Source organism: Lysinibacillus sp. COL-1 (genome assembly GCF_059814265.1).
This window is the reverse complement of sequence record NZ_JCAWSJ010000004.1, coordinates 1,700,010-1,720,868: the sequence shown is the minus strand read 5'-3', so window position 1 is coordinate 1,720,868 and position 20,859 is coordinate 1,700,010. Positions and strand designations below refer to the sequence as shown.

The 20,859-nt window shown below is 40.6% G+C and carries 22 protein-coding genes; 4 read left to right on the top strand and 18 right to left on the bottom strand.

The window, feature by feature from the left end:
- Nucleotides 1-75 precede the first annotated feature (75 nt).
- Nucleotides 76-1,026 carry a stalk domain-containing protein gene (locus AC6BKE_RS16640; protein WP_058844959.1) on the bottom strand — a complete coding sequence of 317 codons (951 nt, stop codon included), beginning with the start codon at nt 1,024-1,026 and terminating at the stop codon, nt 76-78.
- 496 nt (nt 1,027-1,522) lie between these two features.
- Complete coding sequence (locus AC6BKE_RS16635) at nt 1,523-3,292, bottom strand: glycerophosphoryl diester phosphodiesterase membrane domain-containing protein (protein WP_036117309.1); 1,770 nt, start codon at nt 3,290-3,292, stop codon at nt 1,523-1,525.
- 224 nt (nt 3,293-3,516) lie between these two features.
- Between AC6BKE_RS16635 and AC6BKE_RS16630 the strand changes: the two genes are divergently transcribed.
- The gene (locus AC6BKE_RS16630) at nt 3,517-3,726 is read left to right on the top strand and encodes a hypothetical protein (RefSeq protein ID WP_036117306.1); all 210 of its coding nucleotides are present in this window, start codon (nt 3,517-3,519) and stop codon (nt 3,724-3,726) included.
- Nucleotides 3,727-3,750: 24 nt separating this feature from the next.
- Here the strand turns inward: AC6BKE_RS16630 and AC6BKE_RS16625 are convergent, their stop codons facing one another.
- The 9 genes from AC6BKE_RS16625 to AC6BKE_RS16585 form a co-directional block, all read right to left on the bottom strand.
- Complete coding sequence (locus tag AC6BKE_RS16625) at nt 3,751-5,325, bottom strand: amidohydrolase (RefSeq protein WP_499857328.1); 1,575 nt, start codon at nt 5,323-5,325, stop codon at nt 3,751-3,753.
- 18 nt (nt 5,326-5,343) lie between these two features.
- Nucleotides 5,344-5,895 (bottom strand): biotin transporter BioY, encoded by a 552-nt coding sequence (locus tag AC6BKE_RS16620; RefSeq protein ID WP_036117296.1) that lies wholly within the window; start codon nt 5,893-5,895, stop codon nt 5,344-5,346.
- A gap of 141 nt (nt 5,896-6,036) precedes the next feature.
- On the bottom strand, nt 6,037-6,699 hold the full coding sequence (locus AC6BKE_RS16615; protein WP_036117294.1) for a TIGR04104 family putative zinc finger protein: 663 nt from the start codon (nt 6,697-6,699) through the stop codon (nt 6,037-6,039).
- Nucleotides 6,686-7,204, bottom strand: coding sequence for a sigma-70 family RNA polymerase sigma factor (locus tag AC6BKE_RS16610; RefSeq protein WP_036117292.1), 519 nt, complete (start codon nt 7,202-7,204; stop codon nt 6,686-6,688). Before AC6BKE_RS16610 ends, AC6BKE_RS16615 begins: the two co-directional genes overlap by 14 nt.
- Nucleotides 7,205-7,309: 105 nt before the next feature.
- Complete coding sequence (locus AC6BKE_RS16605; protein ID WP_089932414.1) at nt 7,310-8,065, bottom strand: ABC transporter ATP-binding protein; 756 nt, start codon at nt 8,063-8,065, stop codon at nt 7,310-7,312.
- Between the two features lie 6 nt (nt 8,066-8,071).
- Nucleotides 8,072-10,390 (bottom strand): ABC transporter permease, encoded by a 2,319-nt coding sequence (locus AC6BKE_RS16600; RefSeq protein ID WP_499857325.1) that lies wholly within the window; start codon nt 10,388-10,390, stop codon nt 8,072-8,074.
- A 59-nt stretch (nt 10,391-10,449) separates the two neighbouring features.
- Entirely contained in the window at nt 10,450-11,100 is a 651-nt protein-coding gene (locus AC6BKE_RS16595) for a TetR/AcrR family transcriptional regulator (RefSeq protein ID WP_058843719.1), read from the bottom strand.
- Between the two features lie 119 nt (nt 11,101-11,219).
- Nucleotides 11,220-11,441 carry a helix-turn-helix domain-containing protein gene (locus AC6BKE_RS16590; protein ID WP_036117277.1) on the bottom strand — a complete coding sequence of 74 codons (222 nt, stop codon included), beginning with the start codon at nt 11,439-11,441 and terminating at the stop codon, nt 11,220-11,222.
- Between the two features lie 10 nt (nt 11,442-11,451).
- A complete protein-coding gene (locus AC6BKE_RS16585) occupies nt 11,452-11,922 on the bottom strand; it encodes a DUF2975 domain-containing protein (protein WP_036117275.1) in 471 nt (156 codons plus the stop codon).
- Nucleotides 11,923-12,110: 188 nt separating this feature from the next.
- On the opposite strand from AC6BKE_RS16585, the gene AC6BKE_RS16580 reads away from it, so the two are divergent.
- Nucleotides 12,111-12,659, top strand: a complete 549-nt coding sequence (locus AC6BKE_RS16580; protein WP_036117273.1) for a GNAT family N-acetyltransferase — start codon at nt 12,111-12,113, stop codon at nt 12,657-12,659.
- A 53-nt stretch (nt 12,660-12,712) separates the two neighbouring features.
- On the opposite strand, the gene AC6BKE_RS16575 is transcribed toward AC6BKE_RS16580, so the two are convergent.
- The 3 genes from AC6BKE_RS16575 to AC6BKE_RS16565 form a co-directional block, all read right to left on the bottom strand.
- Nucleotides 12,713-14,161: a tetratricopeptide repeat-containing diguanylate cyclase gene (locus tag AC6BKE_RS16575; protein WP_036117270.1), complete on the bottom strand. Its 1,449-nt coding sequence runs from the start codon at nt 14,159-14,161 to the stop codon at nt 12,713-12,715.
- A 222-nt stretch (nt 14,162-14,383) separates the two neighbouring features.
- Nucleotides 14,384-15,574, bottom strand: coding sequence for a hypothetical protein (locus tag AC6BKE_RS16570; protein ID WP_499857323.1), 1,191 nt, complete (start codon nt 15,572-15,574; stop codon nt 14,384-14,386).
- Nucleotides 15,567-16,073, bottom strand: coding sequence for a sigma-70 family RNA polymerase sigma factor (locus AC6BKE_RS16565; protein WP_141903131.1), 507 nt, complete (start codon nt 16,071-16,073; stop codon nt 15,567-15,569). The genes AC6BKE_RS16570 and AC6BKE_RS16565 overlap by 8 nt, the downstream gene beginning before the upstream one ends.
- Nucleotides 16,074-16,197: 124 nt before the next feature.
- Between AC6BKE_RS16565 and AC6BKE_RS16560 the strand changes: the two genes are divergently transcribed.
- Both AC6BKE_RS16560 and AC6BKE_RS16555 read left to right on the top strand, forming a co-directional pair.
- On the top strand, nt 16,198-16,626 hold the full coding sequence (locus AC6BKE_RS16560) for a MerR family transcriptional regulator (RefSeq protein WP_499857321.1): 429 nt from the start codon (nt 16,198-16,200) through the stop codon (nt 16,624-16,626).
- Nucleotides 16,623-16,979, top strand: a complete 357-nt coding sequence (locus AC6BKE_RS16555; RefSeq protein ID WP_230593744.1) for a DUF4260 domain-containing protein — start codon at nt 16,623-16,625, stop codon at nt 16,977-16,979. The genes AC6BKE_RS16560 and AC6BKE_RS16555 overlap by 4 nt, the downstream gene beginning before the upstream one ends.
- Before the next feature lie 410 nt (nt 16,980-17,389).
- On the opposite strand, the gene AC6BKE_RS16550 is transcribed toward AC6BKE_RS16555, so the two are convergent.
- The 4 genes from AC6BKE_RS16550 to AC6BKE_RS16535 are packed head-to-tail and all read right to left on the bottom strand — an operon-like array spanning nt 17,390 to nt 20,833.
- Nucleotides 17,390-17,611, bottom strand: coding sequence for a hypothetical protein (locus AC6BKE_RS16550; RefSeq protein ID WP_036117260.1), 222 nt, complete (start codon nt 17,609-17,611; stop codon nt 17,390-17,392).
- A gap of 9 nt (nt 17,612-17,620) precedes the next feature.
- Nucleotides 17,621-18,691, bottom strand: coding sequence for a LolA family protein (locus tag AC6BKE_RS16545; RefSeq protein ID WP_036117258.1), 1,071 nt, complete (start codon nt 18,689-18,691; stop codon nt 17,621-17,623).
- Nucleotides 18,636-20,138, bottom strand: coding sequence for a HAMP domain-containing sensor histidine kinase (locus AC6BKE_RS16540; protein WP_499857320.1), 1,503 nt, complete (start codon nt 20,136-20,138; stop codon nt 18,636-18,638). The genes AC6BKE_RS16545 and AC6BKE_RS16540 overlap by 56 nt, the downstream gene beginning before the upstream one ends.
- A complete protein-coding gene (locus AC6BKE_RS16535) occupies nt 20,135-20,833 on the bottom strand; it encodes a response regulator transcription factor (RefSeq protein ID WP_499857318.1) in 699 nt (232 codons plus the stop codon). The genes AC6BKE_RS16540 and AC6BKE_RS16535 overlap by 4 nt, the downstream gene beginning before the upstream one ends.
- Nucleotides 20,834-20,859: the final 26 nt, after the last annotated feature.

Below are 20,859 nucleotides of genomic sequence, written 5' to 3'. Positions count from 1 at the left end.
TCATTGTACTGAATTTTCCATTAGAAGGAAATAAAAAAAGAAGTACCTAGCGAATTGCCAGATACTTCAATGTCATTATTTCATTAGTTCTTCTGCTAATTCAACAGGTATATATGTTTTGCCAGCTTCTAATAAAGCGGGCGCTACTTTAAATTGGCGAAGCGCTTTATTGTAGCCATATTCCTTTTGACCGCGAGTAATCGTATAAGAAACGGCACCTTTCGAAATAATAGCACCTTTTGGCGTAACTTCTACTTTAAAGCCAAGTTCTTCTGCGATTAATCGTAGTGGCACCATTTTCGTCCCTTCTACTTCATAAAAGTCTTTCTTGATGATTTCTTGAACAGCTGGATTCGATGGTGCTGGTTCAGGAGTTGGCTCTGGATCTACTTCAATTGGTTCTTCCTTCTCGATCGTGTCCAACACGATGACTTTTGAAGGTGGTGTTTGAGCAGGAATACTCATCGTAGCAATTGTGTAGAACACGGCTAAATGCTGCTCTTTTAAATCATCCAATTTTACATCTTTACCAGAAGCACTTACTAATTTAGTATCTTCTCCAACATTTAATTTTAAGTTGTTGTCTGTATCGATTAAATTTTTATCGAAGAAATCAACTTCCACGCTACCCATTGCTTCTGTTTCAACAATAATTACTTCTGGGTTATACTGCGGTGGATAAATTGCAAGCATAGGTTTTTTGGCATAAGAGTAAGCCGACACCTTATCCCCTTTTTGAAGCTTGACTTCTTTTCCTGTATTATCGAAAATGAATGACTCTTTATTAGCGATGACAATGTTCGTATTGTCACCGTCCATTACTGTATAGGACGTTCCGTTTTCACGAACATCTACATTTTCCACTGTACCCGTTACTTTAATAAAAGTCGGCTGCACTTGTTGCTCCGTAGTTTCTGCGTTCGTCACCACAGCCTCACCTTCGTTAGCTGATGCAGTTGGAGCTCCAATCGCGCCCCCTAATAATAATGCTGACATAGCAAATGGTACGACTTTCGTCATTTTCATAAAAAAGCATCTCCTTCATATCTCGAATTCATAGAAGTAGTCGCCTCTGCATGAAAAAGGTTACAATCTGACCGATTTTTTTATTTTCAGCGAAGTCAAACTGCTATCGAACGGTTGCGTATGATGAAGCGCTTATGTTGTTCGCTTTGATTTGAGGGCATCTGGGTGTTCGCTTTACTTTCGCGGGTTGTCGCTTGCCTTCCGCGAGTATTCGCTTGCCTTCCGCGAGTATTCACTCTCCTTCCGCGAGTATTCGCTTGCCTTCCGCGAGTATTCACTCTCCTTCCGCGAGTATTCACTCTCCTTCCGCGAGTATTCACTCTCCTTCCGCGAGTATTCACTCTCCTTCCGCGAGTATTCACTCTCCTTCCGCGAGTATTCACTCTCCTTCCGCGAGTATTCACTCTCCTTCCGCGAGTATTCACCTTCCTTCCGCGAGTATTCACCTTCCTTCCGCGAGTATTCACTTCGCTCGCGGGCGTTCAGTTCGCTTCCCTCAAAAGATAAATCGCAGTCGATTGAGGATGCGCTGTAAGAAGTATTGATGTTCGCTTTGTTGTGCTCTTAGCTCGCGGGCGACGTCGGGGTGGTCGGTGATGACGCCGCTGACGTTTTTTTCAATAAAGGTTTGCAAGGAACGGTCGTCATTGAGTGTCCAAACAAATAAGTCAGTTGGGTGCTGCTTTAATTCCTCAATCAGCTGCTCGGTTACCCAGGATTCTTCTAATGCGATAAAATCAACATTTTCCTCCATTGGTCCGATGTTGAGTGCATAGACAATGCCCACTCGCAAATTGGGCACCAATTTTTTTAATTGCGCCATTTTCTGTACATCAGCGGATTGCACATAGTAGGAATCCAGCACCTTGTATTGACGTAGCTTCTCAACTAATTTAGGTAAAACATCTTCCGTTTCTTGGCCGTGCACCTTTAATTCGATTAATAACGCCACATCTAACGCTTTGGCAATTTCGATACAATCCTCTAAAGATGCAATTTTATCGCTATAGCCATTTTGGTGAATGGTTAATGACTTTAGTTCACTTAGGGTCATATTCGCAATGACACCATTTTTACCGGCTAGCCGTCTTAATGTTCGATCATGAAAGACAACAAATTCACCATCTACGGTTTGCTGAATATCGATTTCAATTAAATCTGCCCCCGCATTCGCTGCATTTACTAACCCGCTAATCGTATTTTCTACATTACCTGCAACATAGCCTCGATGGGCAATAATTTTAGTATCTGGGGCATAAACACTTTTCTCTAAAGAATTGATGTTCATCATACTTAATACGATAAAAACGATGAAACTGATCAATAGTAATGGCTTATAGCGTCGCTGTCTCTTGGTAGCCACTCTGACTTTGCCTAGCACTGGCGTGTTATACGTAATGGCAACCATGACTTGTGAAAACATAGCCTGTAATAAACTAAATAGCACTACAAAGACCATTTCTAACAAGGCAAGTGTAAGCCCCGCTGTGACCAATGCTGCGCTCGGCATTATGCGCTCTATTAAATAGAGCGGAAACGTACTGATGACCGTTATTCCTAGCATCATTAGCAAATGACCTGTTAAAAGCATCGCTAATAATACTAACAGTTCAAATAAACCTCGTTTAGAAAAATGCCAGCTTTGCTTAAAGGAACGTAGAATCGAGATGTTGGGCTGGATTGTAAAAATTGGTAACGTTAAAATACTACGAATGCCGATCATCACCACGATACTTGCCACCGCAGCATATGCTAGCCTACCAGCTCGACTGCTCATTATTTCGTCTGTTAAAAAATGTGGCAGAGAAACGGATTGCGTTAAGGTGAGTGGTAGCATAAAGGAAGCTAATGGCATTAATAGGGCAAGATAGACAATTAAAAATAAGACTTGGACACTAAAAAAATAAATAACCTTTCGATTCAATTGCTGCCATAAAGGAAGAAAGCGATAGCGCATCCCCCTTTGCTGATGAAAGGCCATAAGAAAGAGAAAGCCCATTTCATAATAAACAAATAATAAAAACAGCAAAATTAATAGACAAATCATCATGATGACAAAGGGATGCGCCACAAAGCTTTGCCAATTTTGCTCAGTAATATGTGTATACCCTGTTACTCGGAGCATGAGCTTCAAGACGATCGAGGTTACAGGGATTATCAATAAAAACTGAAAAATTCTAATCAATGCGAAAACTTGTACATAATCTAACCGATACGCATAAATATTGTGGACAGCCTGTCGCATTACTTGTCCTGCCTTGTGCACGTACTCACCCCTGTCATGCTGTTAGAATAGCTCTCTTCTAACGTATGTTCAAATAGCTATAGCACAGTACTGAAAGCCGCTAAAATAGCAATTTGTTCAAGTATCCTATGCATCAAAGTAAGAGAAGATTTGTGTATTTATCGTGACTTTCTCCATTTTTTTGAAACTTTTCATGTTGCTATCCAGTATATAACTAGATACCCACTAGAGAAAGGAGCGCAAACATGAAATTCACTCTTGGCGATATCATTAGTACAACTGTTCTTTTATGTATGTTTCTAGCTATCTTTTTCGTGATGATTCATATGATTAAAAAAATGAAGTCAACCGTCCCTGTGCCTCCTCCACCAACCATGCAACAGCAAGTAGAGGACTTAACAAAACGTGTATCGAGCTTAGAGCAGCAAGTAAAAAATTTGGCTGACAAACAATAGACCGAGAAAAAATCGCTGCAAAGGTTATCCTTCACAGCGATTTTCATATACCATCTTCCCATCCACCACCGTACAAGCTACTTGTATATGTGGTAGTTGTTCAATATCTACAGTAAAAAGATCCTCCTGTAAAACCGTAAAATCGGCTGCATAGCCTGCTGCAATTTTGCCACGCTTATGTGACTGACCGATTATTTCGGCTGCTCCTACGGTATACAGATGGACGGCCTCAAACCGTGAAATTTTCTCCTGCGGATTATAGCCCTCATGGCTTTCGCCAATATTTCTTCTTGTGACAGCAGCGTAAATGCCTTGTAGCGGATTGGGAACCTCAATCGGGGCGTCACTGCCCCCTGCCACAATCAGCCCTCGGTCAAGAAGCGACTTTAAAGGATGTAAGCCTTGAACGCGCACCTCTCCAAGTCTCGATAACTCTGCTTGATATTCTCCCTGTACAAATTGCGGCTGCATATCTACCGCAACAGGTAAAATAGCTAGCTTGGCTAATAGTTCATCATCGACTAAACTACAGTGAATCACGCGATCAAACTGACCATCCTGCGGCGGATAGGCCGCAAAAACGTCTAAAATCGTTGCTATTGCTAAATCTCCAATCGTATGCACGGCCACAGTTTGTCCGTACTGACGAGCAAGCTGAACATAGGTCGTTAATTGCTCTGTTGTATGAATGAGCATCCCAGCATTGTTAGAGTCATCACTATACGGTTGACGTAGTGCCGCCGTGCGACCGCCAAAGGCTCCGTCAATAAAAATTTTCATAGCGCCAAACTCTAAAAATGGTGATGAGGCTAAATCCATTTTTGCGACCGCTTCAAAGACCGTATGATGCTGTAATAAATGAACTTTAAAGGATTGCTGTGCCTCCACGATTTTACGATAAGCCAGAATCGGTTGGCTTGGTGGTCCGTAATAGCTTAAGTCCTCAGAATGCCCTCCTACTAAACCATAGGATTGAAGCGAGGCCACCGCTTTTGCCAAAGCATCCTCGATATACGCAGGTGTAATATGCGGCATATGGTTGACAATTAAATACAATGCTGCGTCCTTTAGTACACCTGTGAGCTGACCGTCGACTTTGTCAATGACACCGCCCTCTGGTGAAGGTGTATCATTGGTAATGCCAGCAAAGGCAAGTGCCTTGGAATTCGCTAAAATCAAATGATGACAGCTCCGTTTAATGATTAAATGGGCCTCTCCAAGGGCATCTAGCTCCGCTAATGTCGGCAAAATCGGTTCATCAAATTGGTTTTCATTTAGCCCGATTGCAATGACCCATTCCTGTGCCGTGGCCTTGGACATTCGCTCTTGAAGCTTCTTGAGTAATGCCTCTTTACTTGTAATTGTGGAGACATCAATATGCTTGAGCTTTTCACCATAACCAATAATATGTAAGTGACTATCGACAAAGCCTGGATACATTACATGTCCTTGTAAATGTTGGATAGAAGCAGCTAGTGGCGACAAGCTCTCCACTGAGCCTGTCGCCACAATTTTTCCATCTTCTACAAGGACTGCTTCCACTGTTTCACCAACCTGAGCCATCGTGTAAATCTTGCCACCTGTCCATAATGTTGCCAAAACAATTCCTCCCATGTCCTATGCTGTTGCTTCAATTAAATGTGCGCTCTCTAAGCGACGACGGACAATGACACCAATCCACGCTGCAAGTACCGCTTTGACGATCCCCACTACGATAAATGGTGCAACACCACCCATAAAGGCAGCTGTCCACGTGTATTCTGCTACAATTTTTAACCACACTGTTCCGAACGCTAATGTGATGATCATGCCAATAATATTCGCAATAATAGCGTGAACAAATGTAATACCAAATTGATCTAAGTATAAGCCCATAATAATCGCTGTGACAAGGAAACCGACGATATATCCGCCTGTTGGACCAACTAAAATCCCGAGTCCGCCTGACATCCCGCTAAATACAGGTAAACCTACTGCGCCTAATAGTATATAAAGCAGGACAGATATCGTCCCTAATCTTGTCCCTAAAATGGTTACGACAATTCCAACCGCTAAAGTTTGTCCTGTAATCGGAATAAGTGGTAGTGGAATCGTTACTTGTGCGAGAACGGCGATAATCGCTGCCCCAAATGCTGCTAGCACGTATTGATATGTACTTCCTTTTTTCAATGTAAAAAGCCTCCCCTTGTGCGTTAACCAATAATTAAAATAAGTTAACACAAAGATAAAGCAAATAAAAACCGTTGTCAATCTATTTTCGAATAAAAAAAGAAATTGCTAGATTACAATAGCAATTTCCTTTCAAAATGATTACCATAAAGGTTCATTCATTGGATCTTTTTCTTGCAGCTTAAACACATATGGCGCAATTTGATGATGATAAAAGAACATGCCCACTAAAAAGAAAATAAGTCCGATAACAAAATGTTGGAAAACATGCTGCAGCATAATCAATAACGGCACTGGCATCGTCATCACACCACTGATTTGAATGGATTTTTTTGTGCGATATTGTTTTTGTCCACAATGAGGGCACACAATTTCACCATTTTTGCGATACAACTTACGTGCATCTTTCTCAGACCAGCTCTCCCCACATTCAATACAAACAGGTAGGCCATATCCTTTTTTCACTAACAAACGCTTGACAATAAAAGTTGCTCCGATAAATATACCAAGCAATAACATGCCTCTTACATAATCGGAGTCAAAAAGGGACCACCAGTGCCATGTATCTGATGATGTACTAGCTGCTTGCTGTCCTGTGGTACGCTGTTCCTTTTGCTGTGTCAAAATATAGCTAAAACCAATGACGAAAACAGTAAAGGTTGCCAGCACGAGACGATATGTCCATTCCCCTCCTGTTTTACGTTGCCCTTGTCGTCGCGCTTTGTCAGCGATTAATTGCTTGCGCTGTTGTGAGAGCTTGACATCCTGTAGCTCCTTAAGCAAATCCTCTTTAAATTGATTCATGACGTAGCCCCTCCCAATCAAAGTCACCCATTGCTGCTGCCAGCTGTTTACGGGCTCGCTGTAGTCTTGTACGAATTGTTGCTTCTGGACAATGCACGAGCTGGGCAATTTCCACAGTCGTCATCTCCTCAAAATAATACAAAATCAAGACCTCTCGATAGGTGACTGATAACGTAAACAATGCCTCCATTAGCTCTTTTTTGACGGATTTCTCTAGCATCTCCTTTTCAGGTGTAACCGTTGTCGTGCGCCCTGTAATCTTTTCAAACAGTGTCAGCCGTTTGCTTTTCCAACTCCGTAAATAATCATGACTTCGATTAACCGTCATTTTCACTAAATATGTACGCAATGATGCTTCCTGGCGAAACTGTTCCTGCTTTTGATAAAAGGCGATGAACACATCCTGCACAATGTCTTCTGCTGTCGTCTTATTTTTCACATATAGATAGGCGACCTTTAGCAAGTAATCACCATGCTCCTCGATTATCTGTTCAATATCCATCATTGCTCTCACCTTCTTTCTACACTACTGACGGACGCCACTGCTATTACGATTCAATTTTCACAAAAAAAATCCGTAATTTTTTAATCATTACGGATTCTCATCTATTTAAATACCTATTTCTCGCATAGTAGCCACTACTTTGGCCATTCTATCGTCTAAATCTATGCCTGTAAAGGTGGGCAATCGTAGCTCATTTACGATGGCTCCATCACACATAAAGAGAATACGCTCCGTTCTGGCAGCAATTTTCGGGTCATGTGTCACAAGCATGATCGTTGTACCCTCGCTATTGATGACCGTGAATAAATCCATGATTTCCTGTGCAGATGTTGAATTCAGAGCACCTGTTGGTTCATCTCCAAAAATCATTAGAGGATCGCTAATCAATGCACGACAGATGCCTGCTCGTTGCAATTGTCCGCCAGAAACTTGTGTCAAATCTCGCTTTGCTAAGTCCGCAATTCCCATTTTTTCCATGATGGACAGCGCTTTGTCTGTTAAGATGCTCACATTTTTTCGTTGATCACGCATCGCAGGTAACAAAATATTATCAAGGATATTTAAGTTTTTTAGAAAGGTCGGCTGCTGAAACACAAAGCCCATTCTTGTTCTGCGCAAATCCGCAAGCTCATTGTCACGAAGTGAGGCTAAATCCATGCCATCAAAGATCACTTGCCCATGATCGATAGTGTCCATCCCACTAAGTGCATACAAGAGTGTCGATTTCCCACAGCCAGAGGGCCCCATAATGGCAACGAACTCCCCTTTATTTATTGTAACGGAAATATTCATTAACACATTATACTGTTCATCGCCGACCTGAAATGACTTTGCTATTTGCTTACCACTCACTAGTTTCATAAGGTTCTACTCCTTTATATGGTCCATCATTTTGACATGCCCCGCCCTGGACGTACCTATGAGTGTAGCTAGCAGAACAACGCTTGTGAGCGCTAATGGGCAAAAAACATAGGCCGCTAGAGGTTGAATCGTAAACTTAAATGAAGCCGCACCAAATGATGCGATAACCGTACTTGTCACAAGCTCACCTAGCGTGTTGGCGAGGAACGTCCCCATTGTTATAGCCAAAAGTAAAACAAACACGGATCGAGCCGCATATTGTGTAGCGATATCTCTGTTAGTAAAGCCTAATGCCTTCATAATAGCGATAGATGTTTGATCCTTCGCCATTAGCATGTTCATAAATAACAGCGTGACGAGCAAACACAGCAAGAGGGCTATGGCAAGTGCTGCACGAGATGCTTTTTCAATGGCATGGATGGTCGTGCTAAAGGTTTGGTTGATATAATCATCAATGCCTGAGACCTTTGCAAAAGAAAATGTTTCTGCATATTCCTTTCGCTTCTCCTCGACCTGCGATGGCTTAGACATCGTTCCATAGATGACACTCCACATACTTTCTGTAGAATGGTCAAAGAAAGCTGCCTTTGCTGTCTTGCCACCATTCGTAATATCAGAATAAATGCCGCTAACAATCAAATCCTTCACTTCACCATGAATGATCAATGACATAGCATCGCCAACCTTTTTGTGAAGCTCTTCAGCATTTAGCACAGAAAGCGCGATTTCATTGTGGGCAATTGGCGCCCTGCCATGTGCATATTCTACTGGGAAGATTGTATGATCGCCCAGCTCTATTTTTAAGCTTGCTTCCGAGCCATCATCGGCCATTGTCGCGAACTTTTTTGTCGTCAACACACTATAATGCTCGATTGCTTTGTCTTGTTCTAATGTCTTAATGACAGCTGCCACCTGCTGGGCAGTTTGCTTGCTTTGTGGGACATCTATTCGAATATCACTATTGCCAATGCCCATATACGTCATAAAGCTTTTGGCGGCAATCGTATTGTGTAAATTATGAGGTACGATGATGATAAATGTTGCCAGGAGTAAGACGGCCAGCATAGTGGCATACAGCCTTTTCCGTGACAGGACATCCTTCACCCCAAGAAAGAGATTAATGGGAAGTCTTTTATTTGAGCTGAGGTTCAACCATTTTGTATGCTGTGTTTTTCCTTGTGTTGTACCAAAACGCAACGCCTGAGTGGCTGATAGCTTGCGAAATTGTTTCAGAACAGATTGTACATAGCCCATTATCACGATAAATACGAGCAATAGCCCGATGAAGGTGAACAGCCAAATCAGTGAGGTATTGCCCGTTTCCCCCATGAACAAACGGATATTTTCAAGTAGCCTATTTCGAAGCAAGAAAGAGCTAGCAAACCCTAGCATACAGCCTATTACCGTGATCACAGCATATTTGGCAAAATACATCTTTTGAATATCCGCAACTCGAATGCCAATCGCTTTCATGACACCAATTTCGCGATAATCCTCTTCCATCTTCGTGAGTAATGTAAAACGAATACACATAAAAGCAATGAATACTACAAGAAGGCTGATTAATAAAATGACAGCAATCATTAGCCCATCCGATAGTGCATTTAGCATTTTGAAGAGCGGCAACGTAATGGATGGTCCATTCGCTTCTAACCCTGCACGTGTGTAGGCTTCTTCAAAATCTTTTAATTCAGCCAAATCGTTTAACCGAAATTCAATCAAATATTCAACCGTGCCCGCTCCCTGGATGGCTGCATAGTCCTGTTCACTGACAAGAAAGCGTTTTGAAGAGGCCAGCATAGCATTCATTTGTGAATCTCGTAAAAATCCTGCAATCGTCAAGTGCTTATCTTGAACAATCACGGTGTCACCCAGTTTAGCTGTCCCATCCTTCCAATAGCCTATTGGCACATAAATATCGCCATTCGCCACTTCAATTACATGACCATCCAGGTCCAGTAAATAATCGAATTTCTCACTTTGCGTACTAAAGCCATTGTCCTGTACACTATGCGCTAGTGTGGTGCCAGCAATATGGATCTTGGCACCATTTACATTGAGAAATTCATTGACCTGAAATTCGTCTACACGTTCATCACGTTCCGCAAACTCAGTGAGTCGTGCTTGATCAATTTTGCCTGCATGCATCTGTAGAAAATGAGACGTTTCTGCTTGCTCCATCATCGTTTCCATCGCACTTGTTAAATGGACAATGAGCATTGCCGAGAGCGTGACAAGCATAGCAGCAGCTGCCACAAACAGTATCGTGATACCTGCTATAAGCTTGCTCTTTGCCACATCATTTCGCACAAATTTCCAATACATAGGTCACCTCTTTGGAAGTTTTTAACTACCGTCAAACCCAATAAGACCCTCATTCGTATTTATGTCGTACTACCTTCGCCATCCTTGCCAAACATTTGCATCATATAGAGCAAACTACCATTTTCCACTCCAAGCATTCGTTCGACATTAAAGATAAATGCTGGAATGCGTGCCGCTCGTTCTTCATCTGTCATCAGCACTAAATCATCATCGAATACAGCATTGGTATAGGCGATAATCATTTCCATACACTCATATGGATAGGGAGTATGATAAACGCCCTGTTCAATACCATCACGAATAATGGCCGTAAGGATTGGTGGCACTTGATTCATCACCACCTGCTGTATTTTTCGATGCATTAATGCATTTTGTGGCTTATGCACATGCTCCATAATCTCCTGACCACCATTTTCATGCTGTATGTTTAATGCCATCACAACACGTAGAATGCGCTCATTCACAGCAATGCTTTTGTCTTCTGCAATCGCTCTTGCCTTTGCAAGCATCGTACTTGTATAACGCTCAATGAGGGCATCCATAATATCTTCCTTAGACTTAAAGTGATAATAAAGCGTGCCCCGTGCAATGCCCACTTTTTCAAGAATATTGCTGGTGCTAGTACCGTCAAACCCCTTCTGTGTAAATAATTCGTCTGCTGCATCTAATATTTCATTGCGACGCTCTTCCGCCTTCTTCATTTCCCTCATAATCACAACCCCTTACATTTGACCGACTGCCTGTCGATATATCTTTTCTTTATCGTATCATAGGACGACCATTACTGGCAATAATTCCTACAAAAAAAGAATCTGCATGAAGCAGACTCTTATTTTTGCGTGTCCTCGTTCTTTCGATATTCCAAAATATCGCCAGGCTGACAATTCAATGCCTCACAAATGGCCTCTAACGTTGAAAAACGAATGGCTTTGGCCTTGCCGTTTTTTAAAATAGAAAGGTTTGCCATCGTGATGCCCACTTTTTCTGAAAGCTCTGTTACGCTCATTTTTCGTTTTGCCAGCATTACATCAATATTGATGATCATTGCCATAGTATTCACCTCAAACCGTTAAATCGTTTTCTGATTTGATATCGATGGCATTTTTTAGAAGCTTTTGCAGCACAGCAGCAAAGACTGCCACGACAAAGGAAGCAAAAATAATAACCATTCCGATAATAATAAGACCAGGGGCATCATCTACTTCCGCCACATAGTATATCAGTGGCATGCCTACCACGTATACACCACTAATGATAATTGCACAATATTTAATATTGATTAAAGCTTTCACGGATCGTTCTGAAAACGCAATATTTTGATCGATATAGCTTAGTAGTTTAATCGTCGTATACAGAGCAACAAAATAGGCGATGGCCGTTGCATAAACACCTAGTAAAGCAAAAATGGTTGTTTTCGGAAAATGCTGTGCTGCCCCTATCGCTACACGAGGAACTACCAATAGACATAAGGCAAGAACCGGTATTCCCATTAGAAAAACAGCTATCTTTAAAAAGAGCGTTTCTCGTTTCATCTGACGCACCTCTTTTATTTATTCTCCTGTACAATTTATCATAATTTTTATCGTTTTTCAATAAATATTTATTCTGATTCAAGATGTATTTTTAACTGTTATTTGGTTTATTTTCCCTTTTATTGTGCTATAATCGATTCATCTTCTCAAGCTTTAAAAAATATCGCTGAAGACAAAGGAGGAATTCGATGATTTACCGAGCAGCAGAAAAAACAATGGAGACTGAGCGTTTATTACTCCGCCCTTTTACAGAAGCAGATGCACCTGAGGTAAGTGTTTTATGTAACAATTATGCCATTTACAAAAGCACACTGAACGTACCTTATCCCTACACAATAGATTGTGCATTGTCATGGATAGCCACTCATCAACAAAACTTTGAGGAGAATCGCCTCTACGAATGGGCTATAACAGATAAACACAGTGGACAATTATATGGGGCGATAGGGTTGTCCAATCAGCAGCCACATCAAAGGGGCGAAATCGCCTATTGGATTGGGGAGCCCTATTGGGGAAATGGCTATGGGACAGAAGCAACCCAAGCAATCATCGCCTTTGCGTTTCAAGAGAAAAAGTATCATCGTGTCTATGCTCAGTATTTTCAATCCAATCCTGCATCCGGCAAAATCATGGAGAAATGCGGGATGCATTATGAGGGAACCTTAAAACAGCATGTGTATAAAAATGGTGCTTTCGAAGATATTGTTTATTATGGCTTAATCAATCCAAACCATTAGTTGACAACTTACACAAAAGAGGCACTTCCTATGCAGATATGCCTCTCCCTCGTTTATATACCATTTCCCACATCGGAATAATGATTATAGTGCGTAATTTGGTTGCGACCATTGCGCTTGGACTTATAGAGCGCTTCATCTGCATGTTGGATTAGTTCTTCCACTTTTACAATGCTGCCTCGCTGATTGGTACTTACTCCAATGCTAAATTCCAAATGAACCTTTTCATTATTCACTACCAGAGACAATGCCGTTAATGCGTGATAAAGATTATCAGCCAATATTTGCACCGATTCCCCTTCCTTAACCTGACTTAGCACAATAAATTCATCCCCACCAAAACGAGCAACAATGGACTCAAACGGTTCAAAATAGTCCTTTAATGCTTTGGCTGTACTCGTCAACGCATCATCGCCAATTAAATGTCCATTCATATCATTGATTTCTTTAAAATGGTCTAAATCCACCATCATTAAAGCTAGTTGCTGATTACTTTCGGCCGCTTTTTCAACCATCTTTTTCGCCTGTTCATCAAAATAGCGTCGATTGTAGATATTTGTCAGCGGATCCATATAGGCATTTTTTTCAAATTGCTTCTTATGATCGTTGTATTCCATTTCAAACAATACATGTGAATAGTTTTCACGTTGAATTTCTAATAAAATATTTATAAATTCTTTTTGTATAGCACATAACACAATTTTATTGCCCTGTGCCTCAATTAATTTCACTAAAGAATTATAAATGATTTGCAGCAAGGACAGGTCATTGTTTTGCAGAGCATAATGTTTCGTCTTTTGATATAAATCAATGGCTTCACTGATACGCCCTTGTTTTTCACATAGGAAGGCGTACGCATTGAATACCTCTAGTTGTACTTTCGAATAAGGCGGATCTTGAATCGTTGCCAGCAATTCTAGTAAGAGTTCGTTCGCTTCATCAAATTCTTCCAGCCAGATAAGTGCAACAGCTAGGTTCGTTTTAGGATACATAACCCCTGTATAGGGCTCTTTATGCTTCACTTCAAATGCATTCGAATAGTAAAGACTTTTTAGGGCAAATTCCTTGGCTGTGCGATAGTTGCCCATCGAAATTTCTAAATCACTTAGGTTATTGTAAATTTTCCCCATACTCTCCACATGATGAATCGTTTCAGCTATTTTTAAGCCCTTCAGCATTAACTCTTCTGATTTCTTTAAATGACCAAATGTTCCCCAATAAATAGCGGCTAAATTGTAGTATTGAATTAAATCGATATCATTGCCATGTTGAAAGGTTAGCTCACGATATTGTTCAAGGACACTGATGGAAAGCTGTAGATCACCCGTTTGAAAATAACTAGCACAACTATAGCGCAATAGCAGGATAGCCTTATCATACATTCCAAGCTCAATGGCACTCTCGATTGCGGCACTACTTATTTCTATATATTCTAAAAAGCGATCAGCATTATATAATTCATTGAGCGTAATCCATAATTCTTCAAATTCTTGTGTGTTCATACCGCTCCCCCTTATTTTCACCCTTACTTCTTTAATACTACCTTTGCACACAAAATATTACAATTCTTTGGACTCATTTAATTTCCCATCATTAAGCAATTATTCCTAACAACAAATATCTCTATGTATTTTATCCTAGATGTAATGAAAAGTTATTTTAACATGGTACTTTCACTATAATTTTCTCCTCAACAAAAAACAAGCCTCTTTCAAAGAGACTTGCTAAGATTCCTGTAAACCTATTAGCGCTTTTAACTGCATTGCTCTTTTAGCATTCAGCTGGATTTCTCCACTCCCTACCTTTTGAAGATAAAGAGATCCACCATAGCCCTTCCACATTTCGATACGCACGCCATCAACCTGAAAAGAATACTCGGGAGGTCTTGCTATCTTATTGGCTGGCTGCCATGGGACATCCTGCAAAAACTGAGCGACTTCTTGTTCATTTTCCAGCTCAAGCACCTTTGTAATGGTTGGCTCTAGTTTTTCCAATTTAGTTAATAAACCATATTTTCTTATGACTCCGTTTTCCTCAATGCTCCCTGTTCCCATTGAAGTGAAAGTAATATAATCCCCTTGCTTGACAGGAAATTCATCCAGCACAGGATACCAATCGGCTTGTTCATATTTTTCCGCAAGCTGTCCCTCCGTCATATGATTAAGATCCTCAGGAATCACTCCTTCTATAAATAAGAAAACATTCGATTCGACCTTCGCAACTGTGCCGACCATTGAAGAGCCATGTGCACTGGTACGTATTTCGATGTTATGCTCCTTTTGAAAGGTTCTTGCCTGCTCAGCAAAATGCGCTTGGAAATACCGTTTGGCATCAATATTGGCTACCTCTTGATAAGCATAAAAGGTTGGATATTTTTCTTGATATATCGCATACAGCTTCGTCCTAGCGGTATACATTGGTAGAAGGGGTTCAAGGTATGTTTTCACATATTGTTTCGGCTCTAGTCCGAGAAAAAAAGCTTTAGATTCAGGCGATTGCTGTAGCATTTCCAATTGCTCAACCTGTTTCTTTCTTTCTGCCTCTAACTCTTTCTTAGAATAGGTAACCCCTAATGATTTCGCAAAATAGTAGGAGGCAACAAGTTTTTCATATGAAAAATACGCCTCCTCTTTATAATATGCCTGCTCTTGCCCTGACCGTATCATATGGCTAATACGCTCAAAGTGCTCCAGTTGCCTTTCATGGAATAGGGCGGTCGTCTGCTTTGTTTCATTCGTTAAAAGCTGCATCATTATAAAACCCACAACACAAAGAGTGAGCACAACCGTTAATAGCGTGAATCGTACAGATTTTTTTCTGTTAGTCGGCTGTTGTAACACATGTTTTTTGACTCTTTCTTTGCTCACTGTCACATCCCCTGCTACATTGACTAATTCCTTCTGTATATCATTCATGCCCTAGCACCTCCCATTCCTCCTGCTTTAGATGGGGCTTTAATGCTTCTCTTGCCCGTTTCAGCCTTGTTTTCACCGTATTTTCTGCAATTCCTAGTAGCTGAGCAATATCACGAATCTTCATTTCTTCAAAATAATAAAGAATGACGGGCTCACGATAGGCTAAGGACAATTTTAAAATGGCTGCCCCAATCTGAGATCGTTCCTCTGCTGCAACGAGCTCATCCCGCTGTTTATTCCCCTGTAGCGGAAATAGTTTTTCTTGGAATAGTAATTTCCTATAATGCCAGCTTTTTAAATAATCTTTGCTTTGATTAATCGTTAACGTGGATAAATAAGCACGTAGCTGCCCTCGCTCCTCATAGCCACGCTGAGAAAATTTAATAAAGACCTCTTGTACAATATCCTCGGCTGTTTGCCGGTTTTTCACGTAAAAATAGGCGAGACGTAATAAATGTTCTGCATGTTCATCGATTATTTCTTCAAGTATGCCGTCCACCTCCCCTTCTTACACTATAAACGACTGCCACTAAATAACCGTTTCATTTTTTTAACTATTATTCAAAAAGAACCTTGACCTTGGAGCATACTCCAATGTTAGGATTAATTTAGGAGGTGCTCGTATGAAAATTAAACAATTCGCCGAAAAATTTCACTTCACAACTGATACAGTCCGTTACTACGAAAAAGAGGGTCTTTTACATCCCCGAAAACAGGACAATGGCTATCGTGTGTATGATGCCGCATGTGAGCAGACAATGAAATTCATCATCGTCTTACGTCAACTCGGCTTTACCTTACAAGAAATTAAACATTTACTGACCTTGGAACAAAAGCCTATCTCCACAGCTTGTAATGAAGAAACCGTACAGCTATTTTCAGTCAAAATAACACAAATCGAGCAACAACTACGTTTCTATCAGCACGCACTGCAATCATTACAATTGACTAAAACATTAATGGCTGACGGACAATATGAAAAAAATCAAGAAAAAATTGCCTCTCTCATTGAGGGGATGTATCAAAATTTATTGGAAGGTCGTGGCTTATGATGAAATTACGTAAAATCATCTCTTTAGAATATGTGATTGCCTTGATTATCACCGTCTTTTTCTATGGGCACTTGGATTTTTCATGGCTGTATTTTATGGTGTTTTTATTACTCCCTGACATCACTATGATCGGCTATCTCCTCAATCCGAAAATAGGCGCTGTTTTCTATAATATTGGGCATAGCTTTGTATTGCCTGCCCTCCTTCTAGTAATAGGCTTTATGATGTCTAGCTCTATATTTCTGATGGTTGCTTTAATTTGGCTCGCACATATTTTCTTAGATCGCGCACTTGGCTACGGTTTAAAATATGAGGAAGCCTTTCAGAAAACACATTTACAGCAAATTACGTAAGTATTACAAAAAAACAACCACTCTACATGGTTCGGTGACCGTATAGAGTGGTTGTTTTTAAACTAATAGATCATCTATTTATAAATCATAAACCTGCTACATTTACTATGTACGGATCACTTTATCCCCTCATGATGAAGATAAGAAAGTTGTAAATAAACGGTAATATCAAAGCAAGCGCTAAGCACAGCACCGCTGCCCATTTTGTGTTCTTGATGCCCCTATCATCACCTATCTTTAGATGATGAAAATAAGTTAACGTAAAATAAAAGCATACAACCATCAACAGGGGTGAGGTCAATTGTTGGAGTACGCCAACTATAAATGTAGACATCGTCAAAAACCTCCTTTTTTTAAATTAAACCATAAAAAGGCAGGATCATCCATCTGTGATCCTACCACTGTTCTATTTAGATGAAACGTTTTAAGATGGATTCATAAAGCCCTACCATAAATAGGCCAATCACGATGGGAATCAGGGATGTAAAACTAAAATAAAAACCTGCATCATCATACTGACCTAAAAAGTGAAATTGTAGCCAAGATACTCCATAGGTTTCCCCTACTCCATATAAGAAAATAGTGGTAAATAAAAACAATGCAAGACATTTCAGCCCTTCTGCTCTTTTCATAGCATCACCTCATTGAACAAATGTCATTTGTTGCACATAGCTTAAAAGATCCTCAAGCGTTAACGCTGGATTTTCCCCAACGATATTGTATTGATAGCCATTTTCCTGCCAAGAAATGGAACGGAAATTTTCATCATCCATAACAGTTCCTTTTTGCCCTCGAATAACCATCTCTTTTTCATTTAATATTGGCTCAATTTCTGCCAAACTCGGATCTGCCTTGAAAATAGTAACAAAAAATGCTGGCTGCCCATCTAATCCATAGTCAAACGAATATTCAGGTCGATCTTCTAATCCTTTAGCCATGGAAATCTTGTCTAGCGTTAGATCATTTTCTTGTGGGACTACTAAAAAAGCTCCTAGTTTTTCTTTGGCACTTTCTAACGAAACAGATTCTGAAGTATCCTCTCCACTAATTTCTTCAATCGTTACATCCTTTGGTAGATCTAGTGTAAATTGTTGGTCATCTATTTTTTTACCCTCCTCCATCTTTGTAAATTCCGTGATCATTTGATTTCCTGCATTATCTGTCTTCGTTTTTAATGTCAGCCATGTTTTCTTGTCAATCCATACTTCGATATCCCCAAATAACGATTCGCTTTTTTTCGTTTTGGCTACAATTTTATACGTGTCTCTACCAGCTACCTTTTCCTCACCTGCGATCTTAATCTCATGTGTATCCTTGATTAACTTAAAAATAAGCTGTACTTGATCTCTAGGTGATTGAAGCCCATCTAGTCCGCCTTGTGGAAAGGCCATTTTATAGGCTGTATTTTCAGCAACATCATAGCTTATCACTTGTGAATCAGTCATGACTGAGATGACGTGTTCACCATTGTCACCTGTCATCTCCATACGTCTATTGCCATCCTTGACCCACTCTTTCACTTGGGCTTTGCCACCAAGCTCCCCCATATCTAACGTGTATTCGCCATAATAAGTTAGTGGTTCTTTGGATTCTTGTAGTGCTTGCTCAATAATTTCCTGTGGTGAATACGATGCCTCCGTATTACAGCCCACTAAGCTAAATGTCATCACAGCAATTAAGCCCGCTGTTCGGCATGTTTTTTTCCATTTCATTTTTAATTGCTCCTTTAAATGGTGGTAGCCAGCATACTACAGCTGTTCCGATATTCTCCTGCGAAAACAGCTCTACTGTACCACCATGTTTTTCGATAATTTGTTTTGTAATATTTAAACCTAGACCTGTCCCTCGTTCTCCAGCCTTCGTTCTTGCACGATCTGCTTGATACATGGGCTCGAATAATTTTGTGATGTCCTCCTGCAAAATGCCTTGACCACTATTTTGTACAATGATATATACACCTTCTTGCTTGTCCAAGGTTGACTTCAGGAAATCAAAACTCCATACTGGATAACTCCCAGCATTGACGGCCGCTAAGCCAATAGATGTACCGATTTCACCATAGCGCCAAGCATTGCTCATTAAATTATCAATCACACGCTGTAATTGTTTCGGGTGAACCGCATATAGCCCATCTACATCGCAGAAAACGTTTAAAGTAAATCCTTGTTCCTCACATAATGGTTCATAGTCAGACAATGCCATCTCAAAAAATTCTGCAGCATCAACAGCAACCAGCTCTAATTCATAATTCGTTGATTGGAGCAATGTATACATGAGTAAATCCTCTAGCATATGCTTCATCCGATCAGCCTTCGTTACGATGACCTGCTGATATTCCTCTTGTTGCTGTTCTGTAAGCCCCCTGCTTTGTAAAGATTCTGCATAGGCTTGAATGGCAGTCAGGGGCGTTTTTAAATCATGGGAAATACTTGCAATCATCAACTCTTTTTGTAGCTGCTCCTCTTTTAAGGAAGCTCTTGTCTTTTCAATTTCATTCTGCATGGCCACAAATGTTTGAGCTAATTCTCCAATTTCATCTTTCCTTGCGCTAAGATTTGTTTCTACATGGCCACCTTTTGCAAAAATGCGCATTTGCTGCATCAGCTCTTTTAATGGTCGATTTAGTCTACGATTAAGCACGAACAGGACAGCTAAATAGATGGCAAGGAATAGTAAAATGGAACCTGTTATAACAAGCCATGAACGATTTTCAACACCCTTTACCCAATCTGCCCTAACTAATTGAATTTCATAGACACCCAATAAATCGCCCCGTTGATAGACAGGCTCCTTATAGGTAAAGGCGTTGTATGTTTGTTGTAAATCAAATAATCCTTTAAACATGCGCTCTTTTCCAACATAGCCTGATAACAAAGGATTGGAGGAATATAAAATAAAGCCAGATTTTGTATAAAGGGTAATCCCTAGCTGGTCATTTGTCAGCTCTTCTAACTCTTGTAAATCCGCGTTTTTTTGATAGAGCGCTGGATTGTCAATGGTTGCTTTTATTTGATTCAGCTCAGTCCACTTATCAAAGTATTCCGCAACATTTTTATCTTGATAATAAGCATTTATCCATACATAAAGGCTGTATGCTCCTGCAATCGGTAACACCATGACAAGAAAAAATGTAAGGAGTAACCATGTTTTAATTTTCATAATGGTTCACCTATAAAACGGTATCCCTTGCCCCATACAGTTTGAATAAAATGTGGGCTTTTCACAGAATCATTGAGCTTTTCACGCAATGCCTTGATATGTACTGTGACCGTATGTGTGTCCTCTATACTCGCCTGCTGCCAAATATGCTGATACAGTTCCTCCTTTGTGAAGGTTTGACTCGGATTTTTAGCAAGTAGCCTGAAAAGAGCAAATTCTTTTTGGGTTAACGCTAGCTCTTGCTGATTAACACTCACTATCGCTCGTTGCCAATCAATCATTAATCCAAAGGCATAGGAAGTCCGATCTTCTACTTCCTCTAGCCTGTTATAACGTTTCCAGCGCCTAAGATGGGAAGCCACACGTGCCTTCAACTCCTCTAAACTAAACGGCTTTGCAATATAATCATCTGCCCCCTGCAAGCCCTCCACCTTATCCGCCTCTTCCTTACGAGCACTCACCATGATGATCGGCACATCACTTTCCCAGCGTATATTCTGACAAACCGCAAGCCCATCCATCTCTGGCAGCATCCAATCCACCAACACTAAATCGAAGGAATCCGCCTGAAAATCTGCTAACCCTTCAAGGCCCGTAGTCGCCCACGCCACACCGTACCCCTCCTGCTCTAGCGTCTCTTTGACAATCCGACCAATAGCGACATCATCCTCAATCAGTAGTAACTTTTCCTTCATTCGTTCTCCTCCTATTTCCACCTTAC